The sequence below is a fragment of the Bacteroides sp. B1-V-101 genome (assembly GCF_023656585.1).
GTDB lineage: Bacteria > Bacteroidota > Bacteroidia > Bacteroidales > Bacteroidaceae > Bacteroides > Bacteroides thetaiotaomicron.
Map to the genome: position 1 here is coordinate 77,286 of NZ_JAMOKH010000026.1, position 17,491 is coordinate 94,776.

A 17,491-nucleotide genomic window follows, 5' to 3' on the forward strand; every position below is an offset into this window, starting at 1 on the left:
AAAAATAAGTTTATATGAAAATCAAAACAATCCTATTCATGGTATTATCTTTGATGTCATTCACTGTTTTTGCACAAAACAATGGTGGAGTCAAAGGTAAAGTCGTTTCCCGTACGACACGTGCGGCCATAGACGGCGTAAAAGTGACATTAACCCCGGGAGATGTAACAACCAAGACTGATGCGTCGGGTAACTTCGTTATCGAAAACCTGGCAAAAGGAGAATACACTCTGTCTTTCGAAGCTGCAGAGTTCGAACCTTTAACTCTGGCTGTCCGTGTGGATAAGTTGATCAGAGATATCAATAACGTCATTTTGATCCCTGAAAACGTTGCTCCTACGATGGACGATGCTATCTTTGCCGAATTTGACACAGAAACGCTGGAGGATGCACAATCACTTCCCTCGTCTCTGTCCGCATCAAAAGACGTATTCAATAACATCGCTTCCTACAAATTCAGTGAAATGCGTTTCAATGTACGTGGTTATGATTCTCAATACTCCGACGTTTATATGAACGGTATTCAACTGAATGACGCAATGACAGGATATACTCCCTGGTCTTTGTGGAGCGGCTTGAATGATGCGACTCGTAATCAGGAAGTCACATCTGCACTGAACATGGGGGATATGGGCATCGGCGGTATCGCAGGTACAACAAATATCAATACCCGTCCTTCACAGATGCGCAAAGGCCTTCGCGCCAGCGTAGTTAACGGTAACTCCATGTACCGCTTCCGTGGTATGCTGACCTATGCATCCGGATTACAGGATAACGGCTGGTCTTATGCCTTCTCCGTATCAACCCGCCAAGGAGGAAACTCTTATGTAAACGGTGTGTACTACAATGCCTTCGGATATTTTGCCGCTGTAGAAAAGCAATTCAATTCACAACACCGCTTGGCATTAAGCATCCTGGGTGCTCCCACAGAACGTGGTGCACAACAAGCTTCTACTCAGGAAGTCTACGACTTAGTAGGCAACAACTACTACAATCCAAACTGGGGTTGGCTGAATGGAAAGCGTGTCAACGCACGTGTGCGCAGCTATCATGAACCTATTACGATGTTGAATTATACATTCGACATCAATGACCGTTCACAATTAAACGTTGCAACCTCTGTACGTTTCGGACAGAACGGTTACTCTGCGCTGACTTGGTACGGTGGTCCCGACCCACGTCCCGACTATTACCGTTATTTACCGAGTTTCTATAACAACACTTACGTCGGAGCACAACTGTATGAAGCATGGATAGGAAATACTAATAACATCCGCCACATCAACTGGGACAACTTGTATCATATCAACCAAAGCCAGGAAGAGAACCCGACCTATGGAGCCGGTCATCGTGCCATCAACATGATTGAAGAACGCCATGCCGATCAGATAGACTGGAATCTCTACACACAATTCTCTCATATCTTCCGTGACAATTCTAAAATTAACGGTGGATTGAACTTGCGTCGTAATCGCACAGAATATTATAGCGAAGTGAAAGATTTGCTGGGTGGTGATTACTGGGTAGACGTAGACAAGTTTGCCGAACGTGACATGGGTGGTATGAACCCAATCCTTTACCAGAACAACATGGAGTACTATGATAAGTACGGTCATGCCCAAGCTGTCAAGAAGGGTGATAAATACAGCTACGACTACTACGGAAATATTATCAACGCACGCGCCTGGGCACAATATAGCAGAAACTTCGGCAACTTTGGAGTCAATCTGGGTGGAGAACTCGGACATACTACTCTGTGGCGTCATGGTATTTGGAAAAAAGGGTTGTTCCTTGACAATTCTCAAGGAGACTCTAAGAAGCAGAATTACCTGACTTATAAACTGAAAGCCAACTTCAGCTATAAGTTCTCTGCTGCTCATTCTATTGATGCCAACATCATCTATATGCAGGATGCTCCTGCCTTCCAAGCTTCATTTGTTTCTCCCCGTACCCGCAACTCTGCGACTCCGGGTATTTCAAGCGAGAAGGTATTTGGTGTAGACGCCTCTTATAACTTGCGTTGGGGGGATGTTAAAGCACGTATCTCCGGATACTATACGAAGTTTATGGATCAGTCCAAAGTTCTCTCTTATTATGATGACGTAGAAGCTACCTTCTCCAACTTTGCAATGAGCGGTATCAACAAACGTCACTTCGGACTTGAAGCAGCAGCTTCTGTACCTATCTATGCAGGACTTTCTCTGAATGCAGCCATCAGCTGGGGACAATTCACTTATGACAATAACCCGGATTATGTACAGATTCAGGATAATAGTGGAGAAATCAAAAACCAGGGTAAAGTATACTGGAAGAACTTCCGTGTAGAAAGCACTCCGCAAACAGCACTGAACGTAGGCTTGTCTTACCGTGGTCCTAAAAACATATTTGCGTCATTAGATATGAACTATTATAATAATATATACTTATCTATGAGTCCGCTCTATCGTACAGATGCCGTACTGACACCGGGAATGACTGAAGAAGATATCGCAACGTTACGTAATCAGGAGAAATTCAACTCTGCTTGCGTTTTAAATGCAAGTGTTGGTAAGAACTGGTACATTAACCGTGCCTATACTCTTGGTTTCAGCCTGGAGGTAAAGAACCTGCTCAACAACCAGAATATCAAGACCGGCGGTTATGAACAAGTTCGTCTGCTGAAGAACAAGGATGAAAGTTATCAAACTTACCAACCGTTTGATTCGAAATATTTCTATATGTTCGGTACAACCTATTACATGAACATTTATTTCCGTTTCTAAGGACATCATAAGTAAAAAGAACAGTTATGAACAAAATATTTAAATTATTTATGCTTGCGGTAGTAGTGCTCGGTTTCAGTAGCTGCTACAACGAATTTGAAGAGCCTGCTCCAGCCAAAGTCTGGACAAAAGAAGACTTCTCAAATAGCAAACTAATCTCCATCAAGGACTTTAAGCAACTTTTCTATAAAGAATACGGAAACGGTGCAGCCAGTCTGGGAAAAACTCTGGAAATCACAGAAGACTATGTCATCAGCGGAAAAGTCATCTCAAGCGACCAAGCCGGTAATGTATACAAATCAGTATACATCTATGATGAATCATCCAAATCAGCCATTGAACTGAAATTGATGGTTAGCAACTATGTTTATTTTCATGTAGGGCAGACTCTCTTTGTTAAAACCAAAGGTCTGGCTATCGGTAGCTATCGTTATATGTTAAGTGTAGGTGGAATGCCGACAGCAGAAGACATTTCCAAAGGTTATGCAAACCGTAATCTCGAGAATACCTTATTTGTAGATCAACATGTATTCAAAGGTGAACTCGGCAGTCTGACAGAAGACGACATATTGGTTATCAATGAAAATAATTATAAAACAGAATTGAATGATGATGCATTAGGACGTTTGGTACGTTTCGAAGGACTGACTTACAAAGAAGGCACATACGACGGCGACAAGTATCCTCAATATCTGGAAACAACTTACCCGAACGGTTCAACCACCGCTGTATATGAAAACAAATATTATGCAGAAGAAGGATTGACTCCAACCTATGCTTACAGCTATGGAGGTAATCGCTATTATGGTTCTTCCTGGTTTGCTTATGACAATGCGACATCTACAGGTGGCAACTATATCCTGCGTGTCAGCGGATATTCAAACTTCGCACTTCAGCCTCTGCCTGCAGATGGTGCCAAAGGTAATATCACCGCTATTTATACCAAATATTCTTCTAAAAGTGGAGGATATATTAAATATCAGTTATTGGTTAATAGCATGAACGATATTGATTTCTAAATAACTTCATTAAAAAAGGCATCTGTTTCTCAGATGCCTTTTTTAGATAATAACTCAGCACACCCTTCTGCAATAGTCAATATCATCTCTTTTCCCTTTTTCCGAGGAATACGAATGCTCTCTCCAACAATCAGCATATCTTCTATAGTAGGATTACCATGATTATTAACAGAGGTAGCATGTTCTCCATTATATCCGTTATTGCATCGGGTCAAGTCATAAGCCGGAGCTAACGCCCAGTTCCCCTCTTTATAAATGAAACTAAAGTTTTTGGCATGGTCATCTTTATTATCCGTTAAGACATTGAAGACCATACGCCGGAACATTTCATCTACCTGTTTAGGGTCTTGGGTAAGATAACCAACCAAGTGCAGTAAAGTCTTATAATCCAATCTGGGTTGCATAATAGATTCATTAAGTAGTGCCCCTGCCGTAGCAATATGATACCTAATACCATTTTCAATATCAAAACGTTTGGTAGCAAAATACTTTCCGTCCATCAATTTAAAGTCCGGTACTGTTATGCCACATTTACGAGCGACTTCATTATAACGATACTCCATCGCTCCCATATCTTTCAGATCATATGTATGCCTGAACTTCACCAACCAAGCTCCTTCTGTATCGTGAAGTAAACATTTAGGGCGGCATCCACCTGAGTTGCCACTATTAAAGTAAAGTACCTCTTCATCCTCATACGATTTCTCTGACAGTATGTCCAATGCCATTTGCTGAAGGCAATCCAGTGTCGGAAGAGATTTTTCTTCGCCAATGTATGTCTCCGGTATATAACAAAGAGCTCCCATCCCTGATGTTCCGACTATACTCAACCGTTGCAAGGGAGTTAGCTCGCTATCATTCACCCCTTGTTTTTTGAGTAAACGATGAAGTAAATAACGCCCATATCCATCAGGGAGACTGTCTTCAAAAATACCAAAGTTTCCCCAAAAAGGTTGTGGTTTAGCAATAAACAAATCAGGTTTTAAAGGCAAGTCAAGCGGAGAGATAGAAAACCCATTAGCCAACCACTCTCTATCATACTGAAATGCGCATAGCCGATTATCAGGTGTCATACTGAGAGTTCCAACACTTCTACTATGATAGGTTACTATCAGTTTATTTACTGATTTCATTACGCCCCTTCTTTCTGTTTTTATTCTTATTAATCATTTCCAACTCCTCCATTGTACTAAACAGCGGTTCAGATAAAAGTTCCTTGATAGCTTTAGAGTAACCCAGTGCTTTTGCTAATGCCACATAGGATGCCAATGAAATAGTATGCTTTTGTTCGAACTTGGCAATAGTAGGCGTCGGAACTCCGCTAAGTTCGGTAAGAGCTTCTCGGGAAAGTCCTTTCTCAAGCCTGCGTTTCTGCAGATTCTGAGCCAGAATTGCCAGCAACTCTTCGGGTCTCTCTACATCAAAATTATAAAATAAAGGCATACAATTGTATTCAATTAATTAAAAAACAGTACTATTCAGATACTATTATATCTAAATACAAAGATAGCTTCTTTATTCAAAAAAACAAAATATAAGCCAGTTCCATTGAATGTATTCGGCAACAAAAAAGATGCCCCCCTTTTCTACAAATAGAAGAACAGAAGCAACACAAGATTTACCCCGATCACCGTCCCGAATCCTCCCAAAATCCAGGGACGTAACTTACTACCTTTCCCTGCAAAAAACAAAGCATAAAACATATTCACCAGAATATTACTGATAATAGCCTGCATACTGCAAGCCACAACAACCAGTACAGCTACGCTCCCTGTATTCTGCAAAAGGTTCAAGATAAAAGGAGTAATGTCACTAAGTCCGGATACAAAAGAAAGCAGATTCAATCCGCCTGTACCCGCATAAACCAAAGTATAGTGCGTCAGCACTGTAAACACAACGAAGAGAGTGGCAAAAATCAGAGCAACTTTAAATTCGAGCGGGTTACTGCTGTCCTCATCTTCCGACTCATCGGTCATATCCTTGGAGCGTCGATGACGGGAATGGATAAACCACGCAACAACGGCAGCTACCACAGACATAATCAAAAGATAAGGATAGATAGATGTAAATATCTCCCTGCTAAAGATCAGAATCAATATCATAAAACGCAGAAACATCATGCTGACCGCAAGCAGCATAGCAGCTACATATTCGTTCGCCTCCTGCTCGGAAGCCTTTCTGCTTTTACGGGCCAATACCGAAATTGTGGCAGTACTACTATACAATCCACCGATAATGCCGGAAACCAATACTCCCGATTCATGAAACACATAGCGTTTCAGCAAGTAAGACAAATACGAGATACCGGAGACAACAACCGTCGCCAGCCAAATAGAATAAGGAGTGAGATTAATATCCGGAATCAGGTTCTTGTGCGGTAACATAGGCAATATGATACCACTGATAGCCAAGAACTTTGCCAGCGTAATCATCTCATCGTTCTTCATCCGCTGGGCAAACTCCGTAAAAGTGTGTTTAAGCTCCGTCAATAAAAGCACCGTCACAATCACCATCACATAAAACCAGGAAGGCTGGGTAGACACAATAGGAGCCAGACAATAAGTAATCAGCGCAATAATAATGGTCGTTACACCAAAAACATGGAATTGAGACTGCTTGACGTAATAGTTCAAGCCCAGCAATAAACCGAGCACAGCACCACCACCCATAAACAGACGCATATCCGTAGGATCGAGTATATAGAGCAAATAGCCTAGAATACCAATGAAAGTAAATGTACGGTCAGTCCCGAAGAGAGTTGTTTCCCCTTCACGCTTCAGACTGATCCGTCGTTGTGACAGTCCGATAAGTAAAGAAAATAAAGTAACCAGAACGAAAGTTATCAGTTCCCTCGGTAGATAATTGTACAACTGTTCCATATACTGCTCTTTTAGTACTAGGAACAAATATACAGCTTATTTGTTAACATTCACCACGTTTTATACGGTTTTTTCATCAGGTGAGAGTTATAGTAGCGTACATCCCCGGTCACTTCTTCGCCAATAAACCCGGGCTTGACAAACGCCTCATCTTCCGTGCCCAGCTCTACTTCAGCCACAATAAGTCCTTCATTCTCACCGTAGAACTCGTCTACTTCGAAGACATGATTGCCACTACGTACCAGATAACGGGTCTTATCAATCATTCCCGGTTCGCAAAGTTTCATCAGTTCTTCCGCTTCGGACAGGGGAAGTTCCTTTTCCCACTCATAGCGACTGGTACCCGATTCGTTGGAAGCACCTTTGATAGTGAGATAACCTTTATCGTCACGAATACGAACCCGCACCGTCCGACCACGGGCGCTGCAAATATATCCCTGCATAATCCGGCTCTGCGCAAAAGCAAAGGATTTAAAATCACCGGAAACTAAAAATTTACGTTCTATTTCTTGTGCCATAGCACAAAGATAATTAAAAATCAAAATCTCGTCATAAACTCAATAACGATTTTATCACGCTCCGATTCTTTGGGAACTCCGGACTTCTGATAGAAATACTTCTCAAAGTTGAGACGGAGATCGGCAATAAAAGCTTTGGAAAGGCTCAGCGTGATACCGCCTGTCACACGATGACGGGCATAGTCGTTTATCTTCAAAACACCTGTCTCACTGTCCGCCAGCCCATTACTGTGGTCAGTCATCATATCATAACGGGCCAGAAAAGAAATCTTATTGAATACTTTTTTCAACGGCAAATCATAATTCACAAAGCTATTGACCGCATGAACGTCCTTAAACGCTTCGTGTCCATACATTTTATACAAATACTCCGCTTCGATATGAAAACGATTATTCTGATAGTAGATGCCGGCATCATACATATTAATACGGGTATGTTCCGGCTTTATCATTTGAGTGCTCAAAGTGAGATTCCAATTTTTATTAGGCAGCAACTGTGCTTTTATCGAATAATTCAAGGTCTTATGCCATTCCTTCTGATTAGTCAGTCCGGAGCCGTTAAACAATCCACCTTCAAGGATAAAAGGAAGACCTTCTTTTTGTGTATAACAACCGGTGAAGCCGACATCACGCACATTGCCCACCTGCTTGGCTATAAAAGAACGATTGGCAAAATACTGCTGATGGGGAGAACGATGGGCGTCAATCGTGAAAGGTACACGCATCTGACCAATCGTAAAATTCAGGTCCTTGACAGGAAATACACGGGCATACGCATCAAGCATCTTGATGGAACCCTCGTCGGACAAATCGATCTCCGCTTTATAGGCAACAATCGGATGTACATTTCCCGAAACACTGAAGCGGGCATTCCGCACTTCAAAACGGCTTTCGTTGGTTTCTGTCTGAAACTCATATTTTCCCCGGATTGTCCCATGAATTTCAGGCAAATAATCTTTCAGTTCCATGGTCTGCTTATCCAGCTGTTTGCCATCCCCGGCATCTTCTTTAGCCTGTCCGCAGGCTGCTGTCGCCATCAAAAGCAGGGCGACGGTTGTTGTAATTCTACTCATTCAGTTGTTTGCTACTTAATTCGCGGCAAAGGTACAATGAGCAAGATACGGAGAGATTACAAAAGAGATACGGTGAAATTACAGAATGGTTACAATACTGTTACACGGATAACAAAGGGGTTACAAAAAAAGAATTCACCACGGACTACCCTCGTCAGCATGGATATTCACCGTCGACAATCAACGTGTCCCCGTCCATGCAAAACTGTGTAACCTGTGGTGAATCAATCAGCCGAAAAAGGAATATGCGATCAGCATAATCAGCGCCAAAATAATGAGTGAAACAAATACTATCTTGACTACCCGCTGGGCCTGCTCCTCCTCTTTCTTACTATGTGCTACTTTTCTCTTACTTTTACCCATAATGTTAGCTTTAAAGTTCAACGCTAACAAAGTAAAAACAAATCTTTTAACTTTCCAAAAATAACACTCGCTAATTTTTGTTTTTATGATTCCTGCGATGAAAATTCCATCAGATAGGCTTTGATGAATTCCTCGATTTTACCATCCATCACTCCGTTTACATCCGAAGTCTGATAGTTGCTACGATGGTCTTTCACGCGACGGTCATCGAATACATAGCTGCGAATCTGCGATCCCCATTCGATTTTCTTCTTACCGGCTTCCACTTTCGCTTGTTCTGCCATGCGGTGCTGCAATTCTTTATCGTATAAGATAGAGCGCAACTGGCGCATTGCATTCTCACGGTTCTTCGGCTGGTCACGAGTTTCGGTATTCTCGATAAGGATTTCCTCTTCTTCTCCCGTATAAGGGTCTTTGTACTGATAGCGCAGACGAACGCCGGATTCCACCTTATTAACGTTCTGACCACCGGCACCACCGCTTCGGAATGTATCCCATGAAATGCAGGCAGGCAGAATATTCACTTCGATACTGTCGTCCACCAACGGAGTGACGAACACGGAAGCAAACGATGTCATGCGCTTGCCTTGCGCATTGTACGGAGAAACACGCACCAGACGGTGAACACCGTTCTCTCCTTTCAGATAACCATAAGCGAAATCTCCCTCAATATTGATGGTACAGGTTTTGATTCCTGCCTCATCCCCTTCCTGAAGGTTGGCGATAGTAGCCTTGTAACCGTTCGTTTCAGCATAGCGCAGATACATACGCATCAACATAGATGCCCAGTCCTGACTTTCCGTACCACCCGCACCGGAGTTAATCTTCAACACACAGGCCATCTGGTCAGCTTCATCACGCAGCATATTCTTGAGTTCGAGTGCTTCTACCGCTTCACTGGCTTTCGCATAAGCCGTGTCCACATCTCCCTCAGTCACTAATTCTTCTTTATAAAAATCGAACGACAGTTCCAGTTCGTCCGCCAGTGTCTTGACTTCATTATAGCCGTCAATCCACTTTTGCAGGTCTTTCACCAGTTTCATCTGGGCTTCCGCTTTCTTCTGGTCATCCCAGAATCCCGGCGCCTGCGTTCTTAGTTGCTCTTCTTCGACTTGAATTTTCTTCCCGTCGATGTCAAAGATACCTCCTCAGCGCATCAGTGCGCTCTTTCACGTCTTTAAGTTGTTCAATAGTAATCATGTGATTTACAATTTTATCATTTACAATTTACAAATTTCTCTTTTCGGTGCAAAGGTAAGAAAAATTCCGCTACCTTTGTTTCTGTCACTAAAATGTTGTCACAATATGAACAAACTCCTGAAACTTTCATGCTTATCGCTCTTCCTTGCATTAGTGATGAGCAGTTGTAGCTCACAAAAGAAGTATAGCTACGAGACAGTGCCCAATGACCCGCTGAAAGCCCGCATCTACACACTGGACAACGGATTAAAAGTTTACCTCACTGTAAACAAGGAAACTCCCCGCATTCAGACATTCATCGCCGTGCGGGTGGGCGGAAAGAACGACCCGGCAGAAACGACCGGACTGGCACACTACTTTGAACACCTGATGTTTAAAGGTACCGACAAATACGGCACACAGGATTATGCTGCCGAAAAACCACTATTGGACCAAATTGAACAGCAATTTGAGATATACCGCCAGACGACGGACGAAGCAGAGCGCAAAGCGATCTACCACACCATCGACAGCCTCTCTTACGAAGCATCCAAATACGCCATTCCCAACGAATATGACAAGCTGATGGCTGCTATCGGTTCTTCCGGCAGCAATGCCTACACATGGTATGACCAGACTGTCTATCAGGAAGATATCCCCTCCAATCAGATAGAGAACTGGGCAAAGATTCAGGCAGACCGCTTCGAGAATAATGTCATCCGCGGTTTCCATACGGAACTGGAAGCTGTATACGAAGAAAAAAATATGTCTCTGACCCGGGACAACAGCAAAGTGCAGGAGGCGATCTTCTCCTCTCTCTTCCCCAAGCATCCTTATGGAACACAAACCGTATTGGGTACACAGGAGAATCTGAAGAACCCTTCCATCACCAATATCAAGAATTACTATAAACAATGGTACGTTCCCAATAATATGGCGATCTGTATGTCCGGAGATTTAGACCCGGATGAAACCATTGCCTTGATAGATAAATACTTCGGAGGCTTGAAGCCGAATCCGGAACTTCCCAAACTGAATCTGCCGAAAGAAGATCCGATCACCGCACCTATAGTTAAAGAAGTATTAGGTCCGGATGCGGAAAGCGTTGCACTGGCATGGAGATTCCCCGGATTGGCCAGCAAGGATTTCGAGGTTCTGCAAGTTGTTTCGCAAGTATTATACAATGGAAAGGCAGGACTCATCGACCTTGATCTGAACCAGCAGCAGAAGGTGCTGAACAGCTACGGTTACCCGATGGGACTGGCAGATTACTCAGCCTTCATATTGGGCGGACTTCCCAAACAGGGACAAACGCTGGAAGAAGTCAAAGACCTCTTGCTGAACGAAATAAAGAAACTTCGTGCCGGAGAGTTCGATGAGAAGATGCTGCAAGCTAATATCAACAACTTCAAGCTCTACGAGCTCCAAAGCATGGAAAGCAATGAAGGACGTGCCGACATATTCGTCAACTCATTCATTAACGGAACAAACTGGGAGGACGAAGTAACCGCCATCGACCGCATGGCTAAACTGACCAAAGAGGATATCGTGGCCTTTGCCGATAAATATCTGAAGGAGGATAATTATGCCGTTGTCTACAAGAAACAAGGCAAAGACCCAAACGAGAAGAAGATGACAAAACCGGAGATTACTCCCATCGTATCCAACCGGGATGTGGCAAGTCCATTCCTTACCTCCATACAGGAGAATGCAGTAAAGCCCATCGAACCTGTATTCCTCGACTTCAAGAAAGATATGAGCCAGCTGACAGCGAAATCCGACATTCCGGTACTCTATAAGCAGAATACTACCAACGATCTCTTCCAACTGATCTACGTATTCGATATGGGTAACAACAACGACAAGGCATTGGGAACGGCTTTCGACTACCTTGAATATCTGGGCACTTCCGACATGACACCGGAAGAACTGAAGAGCGAGTTCTATCGTCTGGCGTGTACTTTCTACGTTTCTCCGGGCAACGAACGCACCTACGTGGTTCTTTCCGGTCTGAATGAGAATATGCCGGCTGCCATGCAACTATTCGAAAAGTTACTGGCAGACGCACAAGTAAATAAGGAAGCTTACAACAATCTGGTCGGAGATATACTGAAAGCCCGTGCAGATGCCAAACTGAATCAAGGACAGAACTTCTCCCGCCTGATGAATTATGCGATGTACGGTCCGAAGTCTCCCACCACCAATTTACTGACGGAAGCAGAGCTCGCCAGCATGAATCCACAGGAACTGGTTGACCGGATTCATAATCAGAACAACTACAAACATCGTATCCTGTATTATGGTCCTAGCAGCAGCAAAGACCTGCTGGCTACCATCGACCAATATCACCAGGTACCGGCTACTCTGAAAGATATTCCTGCAGGAAACGAGTTTTCTTATCTTGAAACACCGGCGACCAAAGTACTGGTAGCTCCTTATGAAGCCAAACAGATCTATATGGCGCAAATTTCCAATCTTGATAAGAAATATGATCCGGCTATCGAACCTACCCGCGAATTATATAACGAATATTTCGGCGGAGGTATGAACTCCATCGTCTTCCAGGAAATGCGTGAAACCCGCGGACTGGCTTATTCCGCATGGGCCGGCATAATGCCGCCAAGCTATCTGAAGTATCCATATACAATACGTACCCAGATTGCAACTCAAAATGACAAGATGATTGATGCCGTCAATACGTTCAACGATATTATCAACAATATGCCGGAATCCGAAGCAGCCTTCAAATTGGCAAAAGAAGGATTAATCAACCGCATGCGTACCGACCGCATCATCAAAAGCGATATTATCTGGACTTATATCAATGCACAGGATTTGGGACAAAGCGTAGATCCACGCATCAAACTCTATAATGACGTGCAGACTATGACATTGAAAGATATCGTTGATTTCCAAAAGGAATGGGTGAAAGGACGCACGTATGTGTATTGCATCTTGGGAGACAAGAAAGACCTTGACATGAATAAGCTGAAAGCAGTAGGCCCTATCGAGGAACTCACTCAGGAACAAATCTTCGGTTACTAAAGCATAGTGTTCTCCATAAAATAGCAGACACATAGCCTATTGATACACAAAGAACAAACGGTGAACAGCTTGCCAAATATGCAGCTTGTTCACCGTTTATCGTTTATCATCAGGCCAGACCGAGAAAAGCCTTATTCTTCGTACATCTTCTCAATCAGTTCTTTGTAGTTTTCAGAAACCACTGAGCGTTTCAACTTCAATGTATTAGTCAATTCTCCACGCTCCATGCTGAAAGGTTCAGGAAGTAATGTGAAACGTTTGATCTGTTCATAATGCGCAAATTGCTGTTGCAAGGTCTCTATCCGTGCACGGAACAGACCGACAATCTTTGGATGCTGCAACAGTTCGGCCATATCTTTGTATTCGATTCCTTTCTCCTTCGCATAGTCCTTGACAAACCCGTACACCGGAACGATCAAAGCAGAAACAAACTTCCGCTGATCTGCGATAATAGCGATTTGGTCAATATAACGGTCTATCACCAGTTTGGTTTCCAATGCTTGCGGAGCAATATATTTACCATTCGATGTCTTAAACAAATCCTTAATGCGCTCTGTCAGGAATAACTGCCCATTCTTGAAATAACCGGCATCGCCTGTATGGAACCAGCCGTCAGCATCGATAGCAGCGGCAGTAGCCTCCGCCTTTTTATAATATCCTTTGGTTATACTTTTTCCACGGAGCAGGATTTCATTGTCTTCGCCTATCTTCACTTCCAGTCCCGGCAATACCACACCTACCGAACCGATATCATAACCTACCGGCAAAGTACATGATACCGTAGCCGTAGATTCTGTCAGTCCATAGCCGACCACCATGTTGATTCCTACCGAATGAACAAATTCATTGATTTCATCGGGCACGGCTGCACCGGCTGTCGGGAAGAAATTTCCATTCTCAATACCGATCGTCTTCTTCAGCAAAGAATAAATGGTCTTCTCGTAGAACTTATATTTCAGTTGATTCATCACCGGAGGGGTCTTTCCCAACCGAAGATAATCCAGATTATGGATTCTGCCGACTTTGATGGCATCCAGCATCAGCGCCTTCTTCAATCCTGTCGTTTCATTGATCTTCTCCTGTACACCGGCATATACCTTTTCCCAGAAACGGGGTACGCTGCACATCAGTGTCGGACGAATTTCTTTAATGGTTGTCTGGATATCTGCCGGACGAAGATTGATGCAGATCTGTACTCCTTTATGAATACAAAGATAGCACCATGCCTTCTCGAATACGTGTGTCAACGGAAGAAAGTTCATAGAAACGTCCTTGTCGGTCATTGTCGTCAGACGCTCGTCATGCGTATGGAACTGCTCCAGATAGCACGAATGATGCAACATTACTCCCTTCGGCTCTCCCGTCGTACCGGAAGTATAAAGGATGTTAGCCAGATCATCGTAAGAAGCACGTGCGGTACGTTCTTCCACCACCTCATTATGCGGCAATCCTTCGCCCATTGCCATAAACTCATCAAAATAGATGGAAGAGACATCACGCGGGTCTTTTACTACCGAACGATCGAAAATAATCAGTTGTTGTAACGAGGAACAAAAGCCGAAGATGCTGAATGCAGAATCATACTGATACTGTTCGCCTACAAAAAGATAACGGATTTGCGCATCGTTGATAATGTATTGTGCCTGTGCGGGTGAACTCGTTGCATAGAACGGAATAGTAACCCCACGATTGGCAAATGCGCCGAAATCGACATAGAACCATTCAGGTTTATTCTGTGAAAAAATACCGATATTCTCTTGTTCCTCCACTCCTAGCGCAACGAAAGCATTAGCAGCCTGTCGTACAGTTCCGGAGAATTGATTCCAGGTAATCGGAATCCATTGTGCTGTCTCATAGTCGCGGTATCTCAATGCTACCCTGTCGCCATACTTTTCAGCCTGACGGTGGACCAAGACAGATAAATGATGATAAGTCATACTCTTTGTATTGATAAATATGGTACAAAGGTATTAGTTTTATTTGAAACTATTGCGCAAAACGAGTATCTTTGTGCAAATATTAAGCTCTAAATTAACAAGTTTGTATATGAAATACGATATTCCAACCATGACAGCCGAAGCTGTAAGCCTGTTGAAATCACTAATCAGCATTCCGTCCATCAGTCGGGAAGAGACGCAAGCCGCTGATTTCCTGCAAAATTATATCGAAGCCGAAGGGATGCAGACCGGACGCAAGGGAAACAATGTTTGGTGCCTCAGTCCTATGTTCGACCTTAAAAAGCCGACAATCCTGCTCAATTCTCATATCGACACGGTAAAACCCGTAAATGGCTGGCGCAAAGACCCTTTCACACCCCGCGAGGAAAACGGTAAATTATACGGATTGGGCAGTAACGACGCCGGAGCCAGTGTTGTTTCGCTCTTACAGGTGTTCCTGCAACTATGTCGCACTTCTCAAAATTACAATCTCATCTATCTGGCTTCCTGCGAAGAAGAAGTTTCGGGTAAGGAGGGAATTGAAAGTGTATTACCGGGGTTACCCCCTGTTTCATTCGCTATCGTAGGCGAACCTACGGAGATGCAACCTGCCATTGCCGAAAAGGGGTTGATGGTACTGGATGTAACTGCTACGGGAAAAGCCGGACATGCCGCACGCGATGAAGGAGATAATGCCATTTATAAGGTATTGAACGATATCGCCTGGTTCCGTGATTATCGTTTCGAGAAAGAATCACCTTTACTCGGACCGGTAAAAATGAGCGTTACGGTCATCAATGCAGGCACTCAGCACAATGTAGTTCCCGATAAATGTACATTTGTTGTTGATATCCGAAGCAACGAACTTTACTCCAACGAAGATTTATTTGCAGAGATCAGAAAGCATATAGCCTGCGATGCGAAAGCCCGCTCGTTCCGCCTCAACTCTTCACGAATTGATGAGAAACATCCGTTCGTACAGAAAGCGGTGAAGATGGGACGCATACCTTTCGGTTCCCCGACTTTGTCAGATCAGGCATTGATGTCCTTTGCGTCGGTAAAGATCGGTCCGGGACGCTCTTCACGTTCACATACAGCCGAAGAGTATATTATGCTGAAAGAGATAGAAGAGGCTATCGGGATTTATTTAGATTTGTTAGACGGACTAAAGCTTTAGTCCGTCTTTACCACTCATCAAGTAGAAAATCGGCTATATGCCGATGCTTAACCCCTTCAATATTATCTTGCCATAGATCATCCATACTAACCACATATTTAGGATAATGATCATCAATTGCCAGTAAAGGGGCAAACTCACGATCGATGGTTGCTTGCAAGCCAAGTTGATAAGTAACCTGCACATATATTTTCTCTTCACGCCTAATGGCTACAAAATCAACTTCTTTTTCATCCTGTTTACCTACATATACTTCGTATCCGCGGCGTTTCAACTCCATGCAAACCAAATTTTCGAGCATTCCCCCTATTAAGCGGTCCCGATATCCCATCACAGAATAAATTAATGAAAGATCACTTACAAAATACTTTTCATTGGTTTGCAGAATCTCTTTGCCCTTGATGTCATAACGTGGTATACGTTGAATGACAAAAGCACTATCTAAAGCATTGAGATAATTATAAATCGTATTGATATCTACTTTCCGTTGCTGACTTTTGAAATAGTCGGCAATATTTTTCGCATTTAGTTTATTCCCAATATTATCAAAAACAAACTTCACCACTCTTTCAAGCATTTCTACGTTACGAATGCTATGCCTCTGCACGGTATCACGAAGAATGACAGAAGAATAAATATCATACACTATTTTGTAGATAGCATTATAATCATAGTTTGCCGTATGAATAGCCGGAAATCCTCCCATACGAAGATATTTCAGAAACTCCGTTTTACGGTCGGATACAGAAATTGTCAGCGGGAGATCATGAAATAATAGATATTCTCTAAAGGATAAAGTCATAATGTGAAAGGCAACGTATCTTCCTGCCAAATAAGTCGAAAACTCGGAAGATAGTAAACGTGAATTAGAACCTGTCACATAAATATCTACATCCAAGTCAACCAAAAAGGCATTCACTGCCTTTTCCCAATCTGTAACTTCCTGAATCTCATCCAAGAGAATATAATATTTTCCCGAGGCTTTCGTAGCTTCCCGAATATGAGCGTATAACGCCTTCGCCTCCTTCATGTCTATCCACTCGAAACTTTCAAAGTTCATATAAATAATATAATCCTCAGATACTCCTCTTCGTAAAAGTTCCTCACGAATTAAACGCAACACGACCGACTTGCCACAGCGACGAATACCAGTGATAACTTTCACAAATGGCTTATCAATAAAAGGAGTGATTTGCTCCATATAAAGTTCACGATTAATCATACAACTGAAGTTTTTAGGGTTATAGACACAAATATAAATAATTAATCGGAAGTTTTTAGGGGTATACCCCTAAAAACTTCCGATTTCAAGTATGTTTTATGGTTATAGACAGAAACGACAATGGCATTTATGAAAAAAGGGGCACCTCCTGTATCTTTATCTAAGATAAGAAATTTAGCCACCATCATAATAACGTAAGCCCCCGATAAAGTACCCGTTGTCTTTGTATCTTTAAGTCTCGATCTTTGCCAGAAAAAAGACTATGCAAAAAATGAGTAAAGAAGAATTCATTGAAATCCTGTCTCGTCAACAGCGTA

12 protein-coding genes are annotated in these 17,491 nt (G+C 43.0%); 4 read left to right on the forward strand and 8 right to left on the reverse strand.

Annotated elements, in window-relative coordinates; translation table 11 throughout:
- Positions 1 to 14 precede the first annotated feature (14 nt).
- On the forward strand, positions 15 to 2,762 hold the full coding sequence (locus tag NBH01_RS18025; protein ID WP_250700208.1) for a TonB-dependent receptor: 2,748 nt from the start codon (positions 15 to 17) through the stop codon (positions 2,760 to 2,762).
- Positions 2,763 to 2,788: 26 nt separating this feature from the next.
- The gene (locus tag NBH01_RS18030; RefSeq protein ID WP_055229066.1) at positions 2,789 to 3,781 is read left to right on the forward strand and encodes a DUF5689 domain-containing protein; all 993 of its coding nucleotides are present in this window, start codon (positions 2,789 to 2,791) and stop codon (positions 3,779 to 3,781) included.
- A 29-nt stretch (positions 3,782 to 3,810) separates the two neighbouring features.
- On the opposite strand, the gene NBH01_RS18035 is transcribed toward NBH01_RS18030, so the two are convergent.
- The 6 genes from NBH01_RS18035 to prfB all read right to left on the reverse strand — a co-directional run bounded on the left by NBH01_RS18035 (position 3,811) and on the right by prfB (position 9,814).
- Positions 3,811 to 4,914: a type II toxin-antitoxin system HipA family toxin gene (locus NBH01_RS18035; RefSeq protein ID WP_227198343.1), complete on the reverse strand. Its 1,104-nt coding sequence runs from the start codon at positions 4,912 to 4,914 to the stop codon at positions 3,811 to 3,813.
- A complete protein-coding gene (locus NBH01_RS18040) occupies positions 4,898 to 5,224 on the reverse strand; it encodes a helix-turn-helix domain-containing protein (protein WP_008762507.1) in 327 nt (108 codons plus the stop codon). The genes NBH01_RS18035 and NBH01_RS18040 overlap by 17 nt, the downstream gene beginning before the upstream one ends.
- A 143-nt stretch (positions 5,225 to 5,367) precedes the next feature.
- Positions 5,368 to 6,660, reverse strand: a complete 1,293-nt coding sequence (locus tag NBH01_RS18045) for an MgtC/SapB family protein (RefSeq protein ID WP_008762506.1) — start codon at positions 6,658 to 6,660, stop codon at positions 5,368 to 5,370.
- A gap of 50 nt (positions 6,661 to 6,710) precedes the next feature.
- A complete protein-coding gene (locus NBH01_RS18050; protein WP_008767136.1) occupies positions 6,711 to 7,178 on the reverse strand; it encodes a CYTH domain-containing protein in 468 nt (155 codons plus the stop codon).
- 20 nt (positions 7,179 to 7,198) lie between these two features.
- Positions 7,199 to 8,251, reverse strand: a complete 1,053-nt coding sequence (locus tag NBH01_RS18055; RefSeq protein WP_008762504.1) for a porin — start codon at positions 8,249 to 8,251, stop codon at positions 7,199 to 7,201.
- A gap of 446 nt (positions 8,252 to 8,697) precedes the next feature.
- Positions 8,698 to 9,814 (reverse strand): peptide chain release factor 2 gene (gene prfB, locus NBH01_RS18060; RefSeq protein ID WP_180960821.1). Its coding sequence is split into 2 segments (ribosomal slippage): positions 8,698 to 9,750 and positions 9,752 to 9,814, totalling 1,116 coding nucleotides; the frame shifts between segments, so codons are not numbered across the junction.
- Between the two features lie 105 nt (positions 9,815 to 9,919).
- Here prfB and NBH01_RS18065 point away from each other — a divergent pair.
- A complete protein-coding gene (locus tag NBH01_RS18065; protein ID WP_181981921.1) occupies positions 9,920 to 12,838 on the forward strand; it encodes a M16 family metallopeptidase in 2,919 nt (972 codons plus the stop codon).
- A 131-nt stretch (positions 12,839 to 12,969) separates the two neighbouring features.
- Here NBH01_RS18065 and NBH01_RS18070 read toward each other — a convergent pair whose 3' ends face one another.
- Entirely contained in the window at positions 12,970 to 14,775 is a 1,806-nt protein-coding gene (locus NBH01_RS18070; protein ID WP_008762502.1) for an AMP-dependent synthetase/ligase, read from the reverse strand.
- 109 nt (positions 14,776 to 14,884) lie between these two features.
- Here NBH01_RS18070 and NBH01_RS18075 point away from each other — a divergent pair, with 109 nt between their 5' ends.
- Entirely contained in the window at positions 14,885 to 15,952 is a 1,068-nt protein-coding gene (locus NBH01_RS18075) for a M20 family metallo-hydrolase (protein WP_008767146.1), read from the forward strand.
- Between the two features lie 7 nt (positions 15,953 to 15,959).
- Here the strand turns inward: NBH01_RS18075 and NBH01_RS18080 are convergent, their stop codons facing one another.
- Complete coding sequence (locus tag NBH01_RS18080; RefSeq protein WP_011108877.1) at positions 15,960 to 17,174, reverse strand: ATP-binding protein; 1,215 nt, start codon at positions 17,172 to 17,174, stop codon at positions 15,960 to 15,962.
- Positions 17,175 to 17,491: the final 317 nt, after the last annotated feature.

Excerpts from the sequence above, each read along its gene's own strand:
- NBH01_RS18050 (WP_008767136.1), bottom strand. The coding sequence starts at position 7,178 with ATGGCACAAGAAATAGAACGTAAATTTTTAGTTTCCGGTGATTTTAAA.
- NBH01_RS18055 (WP_008762504.1), bottom strand. The coding sequence starts at position 8,251 with ATGAGTAGAATTACAACAACCGTCGCCCTGCTTTTGATGGCGACAGCA.
- NBH01_RS18040 (WP_008762507.1), bottom strand. The coding sequence starts at position 5,224 with ATGCCTTTATTTTATAATTTTGATGTAGAGAGACCCGAAGAGTTGCTG.
- NBH01_RS18045 (WP_008762506.1), bottom strand. The coding sequence starts at position 6,660 with ATGGAACAGTTGTACAATTATCTACCGAGGGAACTGATAACTTTCGTT.
- NBH01_RS18070 (WP_008762502.1), bottom strand. The coding sequence starts at position 14,775 with ATGACTTATCATCATTTATCTGTCTTGGTCCACCGTCAGGCTGAAAAG.
- NBH01_RS18025 (WP_250700208.1), top strand. The coding sequence starts at position 15 with ATGAAAATCAAAACAATCCTATTCATGGTATTATCTTTGATGTCATTC.
- NBH01_RS18035 (WP_227198343.1), bottom strand. The coding sequence starts at position 4,914 with ATGAAATCAGTAAATAAACTGATAGTAACCTATCATAGTAGAAGTGTT.
- NBH01_RS18030 (WP_055229066.1), top strand. The coding sequence starts at position 2,789 with ATGAACAAAATATTTAAATTATTTATGCTTGCGGTAGTAGTGCTCGGT.
- NBH01_RS18075 (WP_008767146.1), top strand. The coding sequence starts at position 14,885 with ATGAAATACGATATTCCAACCATGACAGCCGAAGCTGTAAGCCTGTTG.
- NBH01_RS18065 (WP_181981921.1), top strand. The coding sequence starts at position 9,920 with ATGAACAAACTCCTGAAACTTTCATGCTTATCGCTCTTCCTTGCATTA.
- NBH01_RS18080 (WP_011108877.1), bottom strand. The coding sequence starts at position 17,174 with ATGATTAATCGTGAACTTTATATGGAGCAAATCACTCCTTTTATTGAT.